The organism is Ruegeria atlantica (assembly GCF_947495585.1).
Lineage (GTDB): Bacteria > Pseudomonadota > Alphaproteobacteria > Rhodobacterales > Rhodobacteraceae > Ruegeria > Ruegeria atlantica_G.
This window is the reverse complement of sequence record NZ_CANLZK010000009.1, coordinates 165,373-179,881: the sequence shown is the minus strand read 5'-3', so window position 1 is coordinate 179,881 and position 14,509 is coordinate 165,373. Positions and strand designations below refer to the sequence as shown.

At 57.0% G+C, this 14,509-nt stretch carries 17 protein-coding genes; 8 read left to right on the top strand and 9 right to left on the bottom strand.

What is annotated here, in order from left to right; translation table 11 throughout:
• Positions 1-158: 158 nt before the first annotated feature.
• From QMP16_RS16135 to QMP16_RS16125, 3 genes are all read left to right on the top strand, one after another.
• Positions 159-1,757, top strand: a complete 1,599-nt coding sequence (locus tag QMP16_RS16135; protein ID WP_282153195.1) for a phosphoenolpyruvate carboxykinase — start codon at positions 159-161, stop codon at positions 1,755-1,757.
• A gap of 367 nt (positions 1,758-2,124) precedes the next feature.
• Positions 2,125-2,415, top strand: coding sequence for a hypothetical protein (locus QMP16_RS16130; RefSeq protein ID WP_058273655.1), 291 nt, complete (start codon positions 2,125-2,127; stop codon positions 2,413-2,415).
• A 111-nt stretch (positions 2,416-2,526) separates the two neighbouring features.
• Positions 2,527-2,991: a hypothetical protein gene (locus tag QMP16_RS16125; protein WP_282153194.1), complete on the top strand. Its 465-nt coding sequence runs from the start codon at positions 2,527-2,529 to the stop codon at positions 2,989-2,991.
• On the opposite strand, the gene QMP16_RS16120 is transcribed toward QMP16_RS16125, so the two are convergent.
• Positions 2,988-3,752 carry a sulfite exporter TauE/SafE family protein gene (locus QMP16_RS16120; protein WP_282153193.1) on the bottom strand — a complete coding sequence of 255 codons (765 nt, stop codon included), beginning with the start codon at positions 3,750-3,752 and terminating at the stop codon, positions 2,988-2,990. The two genes, QMP16_RS16125 and QMP16_RS16120, sit on opposite strands and share 4 nt — an antisense overlap.
• Positions 3,753-3,897: 145 nt before the next feature.
• On the opposite strand from QMP16_RS16120, the gene QMP16_RS16115 reads away from it, so the two are divergent.
• The 3 genes from QMP16_RS16115 to QMP16_RS16105 all read left to right on the top strand — a co-directional run bounded on the left by QMP16_RS16115 (position 3,898) and on the right by QMP16_RS16105 (position 6,802).
• Entirely contained in the window at positions 3,898-5,589 is a 1,692-nt protein-coding gene (locus QMP16_RS16115) for an acyl-CoA dehydrogenase family protein (protein ID WP_282153192.1), read from the top strand.
• 216 nt (positions 5,590-5,805) lie between these two features.
• Positions 5,806-6,360, top strand: a complete 555-nt coding sequence (locus QMP16_RS16110; RefSeq protein ID WP_282153191.1) for a hypothetical protein — start codon at positions 5,806-5,808, stop codon at positions 6,358-6,360.
• 49 nt (positions 6,361-6,409) lie between these two features.
• On the top strand, positions 6,410-6,802 hold the full coding sequence (locus QMP16_RS16105; protein WP_282153190.1) for an META domain-containing protein: 393 nt from the start codon (positions 6,410-6,412) through the stop codon (positions 6,800-6,802).
• On the opposite strand, the gene recO is transcribed toward QMP16_RS16105, so the two are convergent.
• The gene (gene recO, locus QMP16_RS16100) at positions 6,786-7,511 is read right to left on the bottom strand and encodes a DNA repair protein RecO (RefSeq protein WP_282153189.1); all 726 of its coding nucleotides are present in this window, start codon (positions 7,509-7,511) and stop codon (positions 6,786-6,788) included. The genes QMP16_RS16105 and recO overlap by 17 nt on opposite strands.
• 96 nt (positions 7,512-7,607) lie before the next feature.
• A complete protein-coding gene (locus QMP16_RS16095; RefSeq protein ID WP_282153188.1) occupies positions 7,608-8,507 on the bottom strand; it encodes a hypothetical protein in 900 nt (299 codons plus the stop codon).
• A gap of 279 nt (positions 8,508-8,786) precedes the next feature.
• On the opposite strand from QMP16_RS16095, the gene QMP16_RS16090 reads away from it, so the two are divergent.
• Positions 8,787-9,092: a hypothetical protein gene (locus QMP16_RS16090; RefSeq protein ID WP_282153187.1), complete on the top strand. Its 306-nt coding sequence runs from the start codon at positions 8,787-8,789 to the stop codon at positions 9,090-9,092.
• A 28-nt stretch (positions 9,093-9,120) separates the two neighbouring features.
• On the opposite strand, the gene QMP16_RS16085 is transcribed toward QMP16_RS16090, so the two are convergent.
• The 3 genes from QMP16_RS16085 to era form a co-directional block, all read right to left on the bottom strand.
• Positions 9,121-9,444 carry a SemiSWEET transporter gene (locus tag QMP16_RS16085; RefSeq protein WP_282153186.1) on the bottom strand — a complete coding sequence of 108 codons (324 nt, stop codon included), beginning with the start codon at positions 9,442-9,444 and terminating at the stop codon, positions 9,121-9,123.
• Positions 9,445-9,548: 104 nt separating this feature from the next.
• Positions 9,549-9,878: a DUF1491 family protein gene (locus QMP16_RS16080; protein WP_282153185.1), complete on the bottom strand. Its 330-nt coding sequence runs from the start codon at positions 9,876-9,878 to the stop codon at positions 9,549-9,551.
• A complete protein-coding gene (era, locus tag QMP16_RS16075) occupies positions 9,875-10,783 on the bottom strand; it encodes a GTPase Era (RefSeq protein ID WP_108861276.1) in 909 nt (302 codons plus the stop codon). Before era ends, QMP16_RS16080 begins: the two co-directional genes overlap by 4 nt.
• Positions 10,784-10,940: 157 nt before the next feature.
• Between era and QMP16_RS16070 the strand changes: the two genes are divergently transcribed.
• Positions 10,941-12,317 (top strand): multicopper oxidase family protein, encoded by a 1,377-nt coding sequence (locus tag QMP16_RS16070; protein WP_282153184.1) that lies wholly within the window; start codon positions 10,941-10,943, stop codon positions 12,315-12,317.
• A gap of 28 nt (positions 12,318-12,345) precedes the next feature.
• Here QMP16_RS16070 and QMP16_RS16065 read toward each other — a convergent pair whose 3' ends face one another.
• From QMP16_RS16065 to lepB, 3 genes are all read right to left on the bottom strand, one after another.
• On the bottom strand, positions 12,346-12,822 hold the full coding sequence (locus QMP16_RS16065) for a hypothetical protein (RefSeq protein ID WP_282153183.1): 477 nt from the start codon (positions 12,820-12,822) through the stop codon (positions 12,346-12,348).
• 156 nt (positions 12,823-12,978) lie between these two features.
• On the bottom strand, positions 12,979-13,656 hold the full coding sequence (rnc, locus tag QMP16_RS16060) for a ribonuclease III (RefSeq protein ID WP_282153182.1): 678 nt from the start codon (positions 13,654-13,656) through the stop codon (positions 12,979-12,981).
• Positions 13,653-14,492 carry a signal peptidase I gene (lepB, locus tag QMP16_RS16055; RefSeq protein WP_108861278.1) on the bottom strand — a complete coding sequence of 280 codons (840 nt, stop codon included), beginning with the start codon at positions 14,490-14,492 and terminating at the stop codon, positions 13,653-13,655. Before lepB ends, rnc begins: the two co-directional genes overlap by 4 nt.
• Positions 14,493-14,509: the final 17 nt, after the last annotated feature.

Here is a 14,509-nt window from a genome sequence, read left to right as displayed (position 1 = left end):
CTAAACTTTGACTTGGTTGCGCTAACTGCGCCAAACCGTCCTGTTCATGCCCCAAACGACCATGTTAAGACCCGCGCATCCGCCGGTTTTTCCCGGTATACTGCCCCAAGAGCGCCCCCGGCCCAACTGCCGGCGCGCCGCCACAGGAGAAGAAACGCATGACATCTGGACGGGTTAACCCGCAATTCCGCCTCGAAGATCAGGGCATCGAGGGTCTGGGCAATGTCTATTACAACTTCATGGAACCGGCGCTGATCGAAGAGGCGCTGAAGCGCGGCGAAGGCACTCTTGGCAATGGCGGAGCCTTCCTGGTTACCACCGGCAAATTCACCGGCCGCTCGCCCAAGGACAAACACGTCGTCAAAACCGACAGTGTTGCCGATACCATCTGGTGGGAAAACAACGCCGCGATGACCCCCGAGGGTTTTGACGCGCTGTATACCGATATGCTCGAGCATATGAAGGGCCGTGATTATTTCGTGCAGGATCTCGTCGGCGGCGCCGATCCCGCCTATTCGATCAATGTGCGCATGGTCACCGAACTGGCATGGCACAACCTGTTTATCCGCCACTTGCTGCGCCGTCCGGATCGCGAAGACCTTGAAGAGTTCATTGCAGATTTCACCGTCATCAACTGCCCCAGCTTCCAGGCCGACCCGGCCAAGCATGGCTGCCACAGTGAGACCGTGATTGCGCTGAACTTCGACCGCAAGATGATCCTGATCGGCGGTACGGAATACGCGGGCGAGAACAAGAAATCGGTTTTCACCCTGCTGAACTACATGCTGCCTGAAAAAGGCGTGATGCCGATGCATTGTTCGGCCAACCACGCTGTTGGCAACCCGGTCGACACCGCAGTGTTCTTTGGCCTGTCCGGCACCGGCAAGACCACCCTGTCGGCAGACCCTGCCCGCACGTTGATCGGCGATGACGAGCATGGCTGGTCGGATCGCGGCACCTTCAACTTCGAAGGCGGTTGCTATGCCAAGACCATCAATCTGAACGCCGAAGCCGAGCCGGAGATCTACGCGACCACCAGCAAATTCGGCACTGTGATCGAGAACATGGTCTTCGATCCCGAAACCAAGGAACTGGATTTCGAGGATGACTCGCTGACCGCGAACATGCGCTGCGCCTATCCGCTGGAGTATATCTCGAACGCCTCGAGCAGCGCGCTGGGTGGGCACCCCAAGAACATCATCATGCTGACCTGTGATGCATTTGGTGTTCTGCCTCCGATCGCACGGCTGACCCCGGCGCAGGCGATGTACCACTTCCTTTCGGGCTTCACTTCGAAAGTGGCGGGAACAGAGCGTGGCGTCACCGAGCCTCAGCCCACCTTCTCAACCTGCTTTGGCGCGCCCTTCATGCCGCGTCGCCCGGAAGAGTATGGCAACCTGTTGCGCGACAAGATCGCCCAGCATGGTGCGACTTGCTGGCTGGTGAACACCGGCTGGACCGGTGGTGCCTATGGTGTTGGCAGCCGTATGCCGATCCGCGCAACCCGCGCGTTGCTGACAGCTGCCTTGGAAGGATCGCTGCGCGACGCCGAGTTCCGCAAAGACGCCAATTTCGGCTTTGACGTCCCGGTATCCGTTCCCGGCGTGGCCGAAGTTCTGCTGGATCCGCGACGCACCTGGGATGACCAGGCCGCATTCGACAAGCAGGCTGAAAAACTGGTGCAGATGTTTGCAGAGAACTTTGATCAGTACCTGCCCTTTATTGATGATGACATCAAAGCCGTAGCAATCGGTTGAATTCAAAGGGGGGGCTTTTCGCCCCCTTTTCTTTTGCCCAGGCGAGTAACCTCTCTGCAATCTTCCTGTGGTTGTATAATGCGCAATGCATATACAAATTCGTTGCTCGCTGCAGCAGATTGCAGTACTTCACTGTGTCATTATGACGAAAAAGCCCGGCGCTTGCGCACCGGGCGTGAAGAAAAAGACCTTGGGGACACTCATGAGCGCGCACTCACATTCGCGATTTGAGCAACCTAATCAAGTATCTAGTCTAATCCATCGGGGATGGGTGTCAATATGAGACATGCTGGAAAATTTCAGTTTCCACAAGTCTCTAACTTTCGCTTCAGCGCGAAAGGCGGCAAGGAAAACAACAGGTAGGCAAATGACGGAAATCTCGAAACTGACCGAACTTCGCAAATTGATGCAGAGTATGGAACGGACCCTTGGACTGGAACAACTTTCTCCGGTTGAGCGTGACATTTACTACGCGGCCGAGGAACTGTCGAAAGCCGATCAGGAAGTCCGCACATTCGGTTTGATCGAGCACACCCTTGTTCAGAGCGTCTCGCGTCCGACATTTTTCCGCGCGCTGAAATCTCTGGTCCAAAAAGGCTATCTGTCCCAAAGCGGCAATGCCAACCGGGGGCGGTATATCGTACATGCGCCTAGGTGACACCGCCAACCTGCGTGTTGATGGCTAATAATCGTGCGCAGATGGGCCTCTGACACTTTCTTCGCCTCACTGGCTTACATAGTTGCATCATTCCTCACCTTTGAGGTCTTGATGCCGCTGCAAAACGTGTTCTTTCCTGAATACCCAAGCCGGGCCAGCCTGCTGTTCCTACCTCACGGGGTAAGGGTCCTGGCAGCGTGGTTACTGGGGTGGCGCGCGATTTTCGCATTGTTGCCGGGCGTCTTTGCAGTTTTCGCATTCCTGGGGGGTGCGGATGTCTTTTTACCCAGCCGCTTGTTGGCAATTATCATCGCGGTCACAACGGTTCCTACCGTGTTCTACCTGCTCAAATGGGCAGGTTGGGACTTGTTTCCCAGACCCGATCGCAAACCCTGCTGGCTGTGCGTCATGGGTGTCGGCGTGATCACGTCGTTCCTGGCATCCGCCATGACAAACATGAGCTTTGGCAGCGCAGGGGTAGAGTACATCGCCTTTCTGATCGGCGATATCTCGGGGCTGTTTTTCCTGATGCTGGGGCTTTATTTCACGTTTCGGTTTATGGACCGCAGAACTTAACCCATCAGACCGCGGCGCAGCAGGTTCAATCCAGCGACCAACAGCACAACCAAAGTCACTTTGCGAAAAAGCGCCTGATCGATTCTCGATTGCAACTGCATGCCCACCCACATTCCGATCACTGCCGGAGCGATCAGGGCAGCCGAAAACGGCGCGGTGTCGGCCCGCAGGATACCTGATCCCAAATGGGCGACCATCAAGGCAATTGCGCCCAGCCCATAGATAACCCCCTGCACCCGCATTTGCACGGCTTTCGGCGTGTTCAGGGCCGTCAGGTACGCCACTGTTGGCGGCCCCCAAATACCAGACATACCACCGACAAATCCTGCGACGGCCCCAATGAGAACCTCTACACGGGCCGATGGTTCTTTCAGCGCCAACTTCACACCCAGGACCTGGATCAAGGCAAAGAACGTGACCGGAACGCCAATCATCAACAGGAAGGTCGATGTCGGTACCAAAGTGACCAGCTTGGCTCCGGCCAGAAGGAACACCAAACCCACGATTAAAAAGATGCGAAACTCCCTGACCGACGACACGGCCGCGGAAACACCCTGTCCCAAAGCCTGAAAGACATTAGTTACCAGTGTCGGAAGGATCAGACCCGCGATGGCCAGCTCGGGCGGTAGAAAGACACTCAACCCTGAAACCATAACCATCGGCATGGCAAAACCGACGATACCTTTGACCCACCCAGCCAGAAACGCAATGCTCAGAGCCAGCAGAAGATCCTGTGGAGGTAGTAAAGAAAACAATGTCATGGCCCCCTGATATCATTCCTGACGGGCGCTGCACTGCAAAAACGCTCGAGAAATATTAGAACTTTTTCGCAACGTAATACGTATTTTTGTTGCGCTGCACGTGCAGCATGATATGACCAGACGACACGAGAAAAGGACACGATTCATGGCCCATGACGGACAGGATATGACCCAGATGACGACACCTGCGATTTTGCCCGATCTTCTGACGCTGACCCGTGCGGCCGCACCCGCCGTTCAAACAGTGTTTGAGCGTGCGCGTGAGACGGTGCGCGGTATGGTTTCCGCTGATGGCCGTGTATCCGGTGCCTTGATCGAAGCCAATCAAACTGCCGCCCATGGCTTGTCATGGCTGGCCACATATTCTCAGTCCCTAAAACAGATGCAACGCTGGGCCGAGGCGCTGGAGGCCGATGGCAAGTTCGGCGAGATCGAACAATTGCTGCACCAAATCGCCTTTGGCGAATACCTGCACCAGGTTGCGGGCGGCATTCCGATGAACCAGGGCGAAGTCGTGCGCCTGCAGGACATGGGTCTTGGCTGGGACGCGCTTTCCGGATTTCAGATCCCCGAAATTCAAACGCTGATGGCACAGGCCAATTCTCAGGCCGCCCGCACACGGCTGGTTGCTCTGATGGAAGATCAGGCCGGTGCCACTATGTTCGGCGCCTCAGGCCTGGATGAAGAACTCGAGATGATCCGCGACCAGTTCCGCCGCTATGCGGTCGAAAAGGTCGAGCCCCACGCTCATGATTGGCACCTCAAAGACGAACTGATCCCGATGGAAGTCATCGAGGAACTGGCGGAAATGGGTGTCTTTGGCCTGACCATCCCCGAAGAATTTGGCGGCTTCGGCTTGTCCAAAGCCTCGATGTGCGTCGTGTCCGAGGAATTGTCGCGCGGTTATATCGGCGTGGGCTCTCTTGGTACACGCTCCGAGATCGCGGCCGAGCTGATCATCGCGGGCGGCACCGATGAACAAAAAGCCAACTGGTTGCCTAAACTGGCCAGCGCCGAAATTCTGCCGACAGCCGTTTTCACCGAACCAAACACTGGCTCGGATCTGGGCAGCCTGCGTGCACGTGCGGTCAAGAACGCGGACGGTGACTATGAGATCACCGGCAACAAAACCTGGATCACCCACGCGGCACGTACCCATGTGATGACGCTGCTGGCCCGGACCAACCCGGACACCGCCGATCACCGCGGTCTGTCCATGTTCCTTGCGGAAAAGACCCCGGGCACAGACGAGAACCCCTTCCCCACGCCCGGCATGACCGGCGGTGAGATCGAAGTTCTGGGCTATCGCGGGATGAAAGAATACGAGCTGGGCTTTGACGGTTTCAAAGTCAAAGGCGAGAACCTGTTGGGCGGTGAAGAAGGCAAAGGCTTTAAACAGCTGATGGAAACCTTCGAAAGCGCGCGCATTCAAACCGCTGCCCGCGCCATTGGTGTGGCCCAAAGCGCGCTGGATATCGCGATGCAATACGCGCAGGACCGCAAACAGTTCGGCAAGTCGCTGATCAACTTCCCCCGTGTGTCCGGCAAACTGGCCATGATGGCGGTCGAAATCATGATCGCCCGTCAGCTGACCTATTTCTCAGCCTGGGAAAAAGATCACGGTCACCGCTGCGACCTTGAGGCCGGCATGGCCAAGCTGCTTGGCGCTCGTGTGGCCTGGGCTGCGGCGGATAACGGTCTGCAAATCCATGGCGGCAACGGTTTTGCGCTGGAGTACAAGATCAGCCGCGTTCTGTGTGACGCGCGCATTCTAAATATTTTTGAAGGGGCTGCCGAAATTCAGGCACAGGTTATTGCACGGCGTTTGCTGGGCTAACCGGAATTAGGCATCCCGTTTCCCCAACTAGACCCGGTCTTGTGCCGGGTCATTTTCTTTGTTCCGAACCCCAGTTTGAAATTCATGCCATCTGCTCTGTGACAGGATAGAGACCTTTCTGATCCTCAATCGAAAAAACTTCCCCCTTTGCTTTTTGTTGAAACCCCTTTAGGGCACGCTGCGACCAAGACCGGGCCCAAGGATGGTGATGACAGAATGACCCGACTATTTTTTGCGCTTTGGGCGACCGTTGCAGCCCTGATACTGGGCGGATGCGCCACAATCCAGCCTGTGGCGGGCTACACCGAGATAGACGAGCTGGCACTGGCGATCGAAAACCTTGGACCCCAAGTCGATCCGGCCGAGGCACAAAAGGCCGCCAGCATCGCCTACACTTATTCGCAGCAACTGAAACGGGATTGGAACGTCACAGACCCGGCGATTATCCATAACGCCAAGGTCATCAACGGGTTCCGGGAAAAGGGATTGTGCAACGACTGGGCGCAGGCCATGAGCCGCCGCCTGCAGCAAGAGAACTTCCGCACTTTGGACATCCACTGGGCCACCTCGCCGCCAACCGCGTTCCGGATCATCCACCACTCAGCAGCAATCAGCGCCAAGGGCGATACGATGAAGGACGGCATTATCCTTGACCCATGGCGCAACAGCGGTGCGCTGTTCTGGGATCAGGTAAGCGAAGACACCAGATACAACTGGAGGCCGCGCCTGGACGTTCGCGAAGAGCTTATCAGCGGCGAGATCCCCTACTAATCTGGCTTCGCCGGTTCCCTCGGCACCAGTAAGAAAGTAAGACACCCGAATGATGCGTCTGATCCTGACACTGCCTTTGATTGGCCTGTTTCAATGCGACAGGGACGAATCTGTTGCCGCCTACGGCGCCGCGGACCAGACTTGGGTGCTGCAGGAAATCGACGGACAGCCTTTAGAGGCCAGCGCAATGTTACGGTTCCCCGAAGAGGGCAAGATCGCGGGTAACGCCCCTTGCAACAATTATAGCGGCACCCTGAACGCGCCCTACCCCTGGTTCGAGATTATGGACCTGACCGCAACACGTGCGGCCTGTGCCGGGCTTGAGGCCGAAGGCTTCTATTTCGCTGCGCTGATTGCGATGACGCAGTCCGAAGTATCGGGCGACTTGCTGATACTACGCAATGATGACGGGCACGAAATGGTGTTCAAAGCCGCCGAGTGAACTGATCCACAAATCTTGCCCGCGCATCCGGCAAGGGGTTATGCCCCAGGGACGGGGCAAGATGGTGTTCCAGAAAGTAACCGGTGGTTTTAAACCCTGCGGCAATCTCAGCGTCCGGTGCTTGCCCCTCACCGCGCAAACAGGGTGGCAGGGGCAACAGCTTATCCGCCCATTCGCCAGCACCATCGGCACTAACGGCTCGACCGGTCTTGGGTGAGACATAGACCAACCCATCCGCCGCCCCGGTCACGGCACAGGCCGACAGGTCCAGGCCAAAACCCAATTCTTCAAGCAACGCCAATTCCCAGCGCAGGTAAGCCAGCGGCCAGATTTCGTCCTGCCCCAGCAGATCCAACAACTGTTCGGTCTGTTTGTAGATCGCTGGATGCGGTTCACGCTCGGGCAGGCAAAAGGACAACAGCGCAACGGACGCGTTCAACCCTGCCAGCGCCATCCGCCCCGAAAACGCCGCCGCTGCGCGTGAACGCAAAGGTTCAACCTGAAAAGCGCCAAGATGTTCTTCCAACCGCGCCCGCCACAGAACATCCAGTTGTGCCCCGGGTTGCAGGATCGGGGCAATCTTGCGACTGGTCCCTCCGCGTACGACGCCTGCATGACGACCGTGGCCTTCGGTGAAGACCTCGATAATCGCCGCCGTTTCGCCATGCCGACGAGACGTCAGAAGGATGCCGTGATCGCGCCAGTCCAAATCAGGCTCCTTTCGTCTCAGGCTCGCCCCCGGTTTGCAACAGATCGCAAGGCGGAAACATCCGCAAGGGGGCAGGCATCCAACTGGTCTTTGGGATTAGAACCGGGCCCTGAAGGCCACCCCGACCAACGGCGCGGTTTCATAGTTTTGGCGGCTGAGTTCCGTGCCGTTCGCATCATCCAGTGTAAGACGCCCATCCAATTCAGCGCCTGCGAAAACATTCAGCGAAATGCCGGGATTGGGATTGTAGCCAAAGGAAACCACCACTGGAATACTTTTGTCTTCGCCTATCCCGTTTGGGGCCAGCCCTTCCTCGTCAAGCCGGAACCGAATGCGCTCAGAGCGAGCAGAAAGGCCGAGGGTCATCGTGTCATTCAGCGCATAGCTGAGTGTCAACCCCGGCCCCTGCGTTGCGCCAATCCCCGAGCCGGTATTCAGGTTCCAACGGTCATTGATATCCCAATCCACCAGAAGCGCCGGAAAAAAATCGATATCATCGTCTTCGAACTGCGAAAACGCTCCAAACGCAGGGCCGATGGTCAGGCTCTCGCTTAACTTCCAGGCAATACCAGCAAAGACACCATAAGTTCTGCCGTCCGCCGCATCAGCGCCGCTCTGGTAGTCCCAGCGGACCTGCGGTGACACGAAAACGCTTGCAGTATTGCCGGCACGAAATCGAAGTGGAACAGAGATTCTGATGTCGCGGATGTCCTCCCACGGTTGGTTATCCGCCTGACTAAAGTTGTAATCGAACCTGCCGATGCTTGCTGACAGCCCAACCGAGGTTCCACCATTCAGATTATACAAAGCGGTTGTTCGCAAAAACGCGCGGCTGGCCGAGAACTCCCCGCCTTCACTCAGGTCCGCGTTGCTTTGATAAGCGGTCAACCCATCGATTTGATAGACCCATCCCAACCTCTGCTGCGCAAAGGTGGGCGAAGTCACCATGCCCAAGACAAGGATCGTTGAACAGCAGGCCAAAGTGAAGGTTTTCATCTTTTTTTCAACTCGATAGGGGCAAGGACACATCCTCAGATAGCATTCTGTCGGACACGATCAAATAATTGAAGGGAACTGAATTGTAGAGTGTGACAGCGAAGTCGAAGACAGACCCTGCGCACTGGTTTTTGCTCACCACCGAAACGATGGCCGCCAGAAAAGACCTGAGATTGCGCAGCAACTCCCATCTATGGTCAATAAGTTACCAATCTCGTTTCCTTGACAACGCGGGGTTGCCATCCTTTATTTAACAACATAGTTAAACAGGAGGTCACGATGCGAGGCATAACCATTACATATTCCTTCGATGGCAACGAAGCCGAATGGCAGGCCACCATCCGCACATTTATCGAGGCAATCAACGCCGACCCTGAGGCGGCTGGAAAATTCACCTATCAGGTTGCGATCGCTGATGACGGAAAGTCCCGGGTTCACTGGGGCCGCTGGGACAGCGCAGAGACATTGGCGCACGTGCAGTCGCAACCCTATTTTCAGGCCTTCGCACCCAAAGTGAAGCAATTCGCCGGTGAGACATTGGCCACGACCGGGCACGATATCACGCATAAAAGCAGCGGCTGGTGACGTCTTGGCACCGGATCGTGGCGGCCGGTCAAAACGTTAAACCGGCGTGGATCAGGATGCCCAGAACCATCAGGAGGTTCAGCACCATCGAGATACCGTTGCCCACATAAATAGGCAGCTTGCCGACCACCAGCCCGTAGGCGAACCATAAGAATGACAGCACAGCAAAGAGCGACCAAGACAGCAGAGACTGGCCGGTCGCGTGTTGTGAATGCGTGAAGTACAGCTTGATCAGCTGCGGCAGCGTGGCAAAAGGGCCGACAACGCCTATGAAGACCATGAAGCCCTCAAACCGCTGCATCCAATGACCCAGTTCTGATTTTTCAAGCTTTTCAGCGAGTGTTTCGGCCATACATACACCCATTATCCATTCAAACGGTGCGGCGATCCTCGCCGACATAGTGTGGGTAAAATAGACGTTTTGGTCCGAGCGACCAAGACTCGTTGAACCGCGGGCTAGTCCAATCCCTCTTCGCCCAGCAGATGACGCCCTTGTCGGTCTTCAACCTCGATCACCCAAAGGTCAGGGTCAAAACTGCGTTGCCGGGTGATGGCTTCGTCGACTTCTTTTTCTGCGCCAGAGGAAAGCTCGACCCATTTACGTTCACCGCTCATTAGATCAAAGCTGCGTTGTAACGCCACGGCGTGCCCGTCCAGAGTGTTTAGTTTGACAAGCACTGCACCCGCCGTGTCGTCGCCATGGGCCACGACAAAAGCCGGGATTTCCTGAAAACGCAGCCGCGCCAGATATGCGTGGACCCAGAAATCAGCCGTCAGGCGAGTCATGCATTACCGTCTTTGAAATCCAGACCCATTTCCGAGTAACGCTCGGATTCCTCCAGCCAGTTCGGGCGCACTTTGACCTGCAGGAACAGATGTATCTTGCGGTCCAGGAACTCTTCCAGCTCGGCCCGCGCGGCTTGGCTGACCGCCTTGATCGTCTCGCCCTTTTTGCCCAGCACGATGCCTTTGTGACCGTCGCGCATGACATAGATGATCTGGTCGATCTTGGCAGAGCCGTCTTTGCGCTCTTCCCAGTTTTCGGTCTCGACCGTCAGTTGATAGGGCAGTTCCTGATGCAGGCGCAGGGTCAGTTTCTCGCGCGTCATCTCTGCCGCGATCATGCGCAGGGGCAGATCGGCGATCTGATCTTCGGGATACAGCCACGGGCTTTCGGGTAACTCCGCAGCCAGCCATTTGCGCAGATCGTCAACGCCATAGCCCTTTTCGGCGGAAATCATAAAGGTTTCGGAAAACGGGTAGCGTGCGTTCAAGTCACTTGTCAGGGCCAGCAGCACCTCAGACTGGACTTTGTCGATCTTGTTGATCGCCAGCGCAACCTTTCGGCCCTGACCGATCTCTTCCAGACCTTCGAGGATACGCTCGACCCCTTCGGTGATGCCGCGATGCGCCTCGATCATCAGAACGACGACATCGGCATCCGCCGCTCCGCCCCAGGCCGCGGCAACCATGGCGCGATCCAAACGACGACGCGGTTTGAACAGGCCGGGTGTGTCTACAAAGACCAGCTGCGCATCGCCTTCCATTGCCACACCGCGAATGCGGGTACGGGTCGTCTGAACCTTATGCGTCACGATCGAAACCTTGGCCCCGACCATGCGGTTCAGCAGGGTGGATTTGCCTGCGTTGGGCTCTCCGATCAAGGCGATAAATCCGGCGCGTGTGGTCATGTGTCTGGCGTTCCTGGTTGCAAGTGCGCACCCCTATAGCAGAAAGGCCGCGCGGGCCAGAGGGATTTGTCGCATTGCGGTCATGCAAAATTGGTGGCACGCCTATTCCAAGCCGCGCCAAATCCAGCCAGGCTACCATCGGAAAATGAGGCAAGACATGAAACGTCGCGAGTTTCTTTTGGGCAGCGGCGCCGCTGCCGGCGCGCTGGGTCTGGGCAGTTTCGGATTGGCGCAAAGCGCGCCGGAGTTGACCATTCAACCAGCAAGCTTTGCCCTGCGGGATACGGTGACGACCGGAATGGTCAGCCTGTCCCCTAACGCACCGCCGCCGGTATTGCATGGCAAGCAGGGGGAAATGATGCGGTTACCCGTGCGCAATACGCAGTCGGAATATACGGCAATGCACTGGCACGGGATGCGGATCGCGAACAACATGGACGGAGTGCCTTACCTGACCCAAATGCCATTGGGTGAAGGTGAGATGTTCAACTACGAATTCACCCCGCCCGATGCAGGCACCTACTGGTATCATCCGCATTGTATGACGATGGAGCAGATGGCCCATGGCCTGACCGGCGTCATGGTGATTGCAGAACCCGAAGACCCCGGTTTTGACAGCGAACAGGTGATCAACCTGCGTGATTTTCGGCTGGATGAAGATGGCGCGTTCCTGCCCGCCTATACCCAGCGCGGCGCCGCACGGGCCGGGACCTTTGGCAATGTCCACACCGCCAACTGGGTGCAGGGTGCTATCTACGATCATGCCGCAGGCAGCCTAGTGCGACTGCGAGTCGTAAATACGGACACAACGCGTATCTACAAACTGCATCTTGAGGGCGGCGATGCACGGATTATCGCTTGGGATGGCCATCCGCTTGAGATTGACATCCCGATGCCCAGCGCTGATGAGCCACTTCTTGTCGGGCCCGGTCAGCGTGTGGATTTTGCGGTAGCAATGCCCGGCGACGAGGGGCGCAGCGTTGCCCTGATGGCCAAACTGCCGGGTCAGCCGCATAAACCTATGGCACAGCTGCGCGCAATCGGGCCATCGGCATCGCGGGACCTGCAAGAGTTGCGCCCTCTACCCGCCAACCCGGTCGCGAAACCCGATCTGACCAATTCCGAGCTGCACGAGTTTGTTTTTGGCTGGACCCCCGAAGGTGGTGAACCCAAAAACGGGTTCTGCGGCTCGCTGGGGTATAACTTCTGGTCCATCAACCGCAAACCCTGGCCCGGTGACGCGGCGCAGGGTGTTGGGCCTTTGGCAACGCTGGAAATGGGCAAAAGCTATGTCCTGCGGCTACGAAATGAATCCCCTAACTTGCACCCGATCCACTTGCACGGGTTGGCTTTTGTGCCGATACGGTCGAACCTGCGCCAACTGCCGCCTCTGATGACCGACACGATGCTGTTGCTAAAGGACGAGGTTGCCGAGATCGCGCTGGTCGCTGATAACCCGGGCGACTGGGCGTTCCACTGTCATGTCATCGAGCACCAAAAGACCGGGCTGACTGGATTTATCCGGGTGGTCTGAGGGGCGTGCTAGACGCCCCCCAGGCATTTCATGCGTTCTGGCGCTCAATCAAGCGCAAGACGGCAACCATGACGATCCCGTAAAGAACATGCCCGATTAGTGCGACCCAAGTGATCGCCGAGAAGTTCAAGAAGGTCGGCAGACCGGACAAGGTCGTGATACCACCCAAAGCAAAAACCCAGAGACCAAACCCGTAAAAAGCCGAGGCCACAAACATATGAACGGGGCCAAGTACCTTAACCCAGATCGGTTTGAAGATCAGAAACCACCCCAGCGGGTACGCAATCAGGCCCACAAGATAGAAATGCACGAAAAAGCCCAGAAACGCATTGCTGGGCAGGCCGAGACTGGACAACAGGCTCTGGGCCAGCCCTTCCGGTGAAAGATTGGCCCAGCCGATGCCGGGGCTGACAACCTGCCCCCAGAAATCGAAGGCGATCGTGGCGATAAAACCGGCGATAAACAGAGAGCCGATATTCACGGTGGTCAGTTTTGCGCTTTGCATTTGAATGCCTCAAATCATTGTATCTGTTTCGCTTTGACCCAATGCTCACAAGTAAGTGCCAAAGCGGATGACCTTCAGATACGACTGCGACCCGAGGTCTGCCATAGGCCTCAAGTTAGATTGAGAATTGTGACATAAAGGGGTTGCGAAGCTTTGTTATTTCAATTGATCCAGTAGCGCTTTTGCGGCAGCTTGTTCCGCCTGGCGTTTCGACCCCGCCGTCGCCTGAGCCTCGGCCCCGTCCTGCAATCGTGCGGCAATGGTAAACACCGGGGCGTGGTCGGGACCGCTGCGTTTGACTTCGATGTAAGCGGGCGGTTTTTGCCCACGCGCCTGCGCCCATTCCTGCAGCGATGTTTTGGCGTCCCGCGCATCCGCTTCAACGTTGTGGACACGATCCCCCCACAGTCGCAGGATGACGTCGCGCGCAGCCTCGAAACCAGCATCGCGATAGATTGCGGCGATCACAGCCTCCATCGCATCACCCAGCAGGGCCTGTTTGCGGCGCCCGCCTGACAGCATCTCGGACCGACCCAGTTTCAGCACCACGCCAAGATCGATTTGCCGAGCCACATCGGCGCAGGCCTCTTTGCGGACCAACGCGTTGAACCGAGGGGCCAACTGCCCTTCGGATGCTTTTTTGTCGGCCTCCAGTAGGGCGGTTGCCATGACTAGACCCAGAACCCGATCGCCCAGAAACTCCAACCGCTGATTGTCGGGTCGTGTCGAGGACGAGACCGATCCATGAGTCAGTGCGCGCACCAGCAGTTCAGGGTTCGAGAATTCGTACCCCAGACGCTGCTGGAACGCCTTTATCTCGGTCGAAAGCTTCAATTGACCGCCTTAAAGAAGCGATCCCCGCGCCATGTCCAGAAGAACAGCATCGACCGGCCAGCGGATGAGAAAAGGATGCGATCAGCCCGCCCGATCAGGTCTTCGTAAGGCACATAGCCAACGCCACCTGCGGATTGTGGCACGCGGCTGTCGCTGGAGTTGTCGCGGTTGTCCCCCATGAAGAAGTAATGCCCTTCGGGAACCGTGTAGATGCCGGTATTGTCAGCCGCCTGGTTGCCGATGTTCAGCACTTCGTAGGACACACCGTTTGGCAAGGTTTCGATCATCCGCGATTTTTCGCAGTCACCGCCAAAGCCGACAGGACCGTTTTCGCAGCGCGGGCGCAAACCTTGCGAGCCTTGTGGTTCGGCGACTTCGGTGAACACGCCATCAGGTTCTTGTTGTACGGCTGTGCCGTTCAGAATAATTTGACCGTCCCGCACTTGAATGCGATCCCCGGGCAGACCGATCAGGCGTTTGATGTAATCGCGGCCGCTAACCGGGTGGCGGAAAACAATGACGTCACCGCGTTCGGGGTCACCACCCCAGATACGGGTGTTTTCATCGCTTTGCATCCAGCCGCAGAGGTCTTCGGCGTCAACATTCAGGCCGACGCTTGGGATGATCAGGCTGGGACAGGACGCGTAGGAATAACCGTAAGACATTTTGTTGACGAACAGGAAATCCCCGATCAACAAGGTGGGCTTCATCGAGCCCGACGGAATCCAGAACGGCTGAAACAGGATCGTGCGGAAGACGCCCGCGATCAGCAGGGCATAGACGATGGTTTTGATCGTCTCCCACACGGCGTTACCTGTTTTGGCTTCCTCGGCCATACTGCTCTCCGGTCGTT

Coding starts and splice junctions, on each gene's coding strand:
- QMP16_RS16135 (WP_282153195.1), top strand. CDS start 159: ATGACATCTGGACGGGTTAACCCGCAATTCCGCCTCGAAGATCAGGGC.
- QMP16_RS16130 (WP_058273655.1), top strand. CDS start 2,125: ATGACGGAAATCTCGAAACTGACCGAACTTCGCAAATTGATGCAGAGT.
- QMP16_RS16125 (WP_282153194.1), top strand. CDS start 2,527: ATGCCGCTGCAAAACGTGTTCTTTCCTGAATACCCAAGCCGGGCCAGC.
- QMP16_RS16120 (WP_282153193.1), bottom strand. CDS start 3,752: ATGACATTGTTTTCTTTACTACCTCCACAGGATCTTCTGCTGGCTCTG.
- QMP16_RS16115 (WP_282153192.1), top strand. CDS start 3,898: ATGGCCCATGACGGACAGGATATGACCCAGATGACGACACCTGCGATT.
- QMP16_RS16110 (WP_282153191.1), top strand. CDS start 5,806: ATGACCCGACTATTTTTTGCGCTTTGGGCGACCGTTGCAGCCCTGATA.
- QMP16_RS16105 (WP_282153190.1), top strand. CDS start 6,410: ATGATGCGTCTGATCCTGACACTGCCTTTGATTGGCCTGTTTCAATGC.
- QMP16_RS16095 (WP_282153188.1), bottom strand. CDS start 8,507: ATGAAAACCTTCACTTTGGCCTGCTGTTCAACGATCCTTGTCTTGGGC.
- QMP16_RS16090 (WP_282153187.1), top strand. CDS start 8,787: ATGCGAGGCATAACCATTACATATTCCTTCGATGGCAACGAAGCCGAA.
- QMP16_RS16085 (WP_282153186.1), bottom strand. CDS start 9,444: ATGGCCGAAACACTCGCTGAAAAGCTTGAAAAATCAGAACTGGGTCAT.
- QMP16_RS16080 (WP_282153185.1), bottom strand. CDS start 9,878: ATGACTCGCCTGACGGCTGATTTCTGGGTCCACGCATATCTGGCGCGG.
- era (WP_108861276.1), bottom strand. CDS start 10,783: ATGACCACACGCGCCGGATTTATCGCCTTGATCGGAGAGCCCAACGCA.
- QMP16_RS16070 (WP_282153184.1), top strand. CDS start 10,941: ATGAAACGTCGCGAGTTTCTTTTGGGCAGCGGCGCCGCTGCCGGCGCG.
- QMP16_RS16065 (WP_282153183.1), bottom strand. CDS start 12,822: ATGCAAAGCGCAAAACTGACCACCGTGAATATCGGCTCTCTGTTTATC.
- lepB (WP_108861278.1), bottom strand. CDS start 14,492: ATGGCCGAGGAAGCCAAAACAGGTAACGCCGTGTGGGAGACGATCAAA.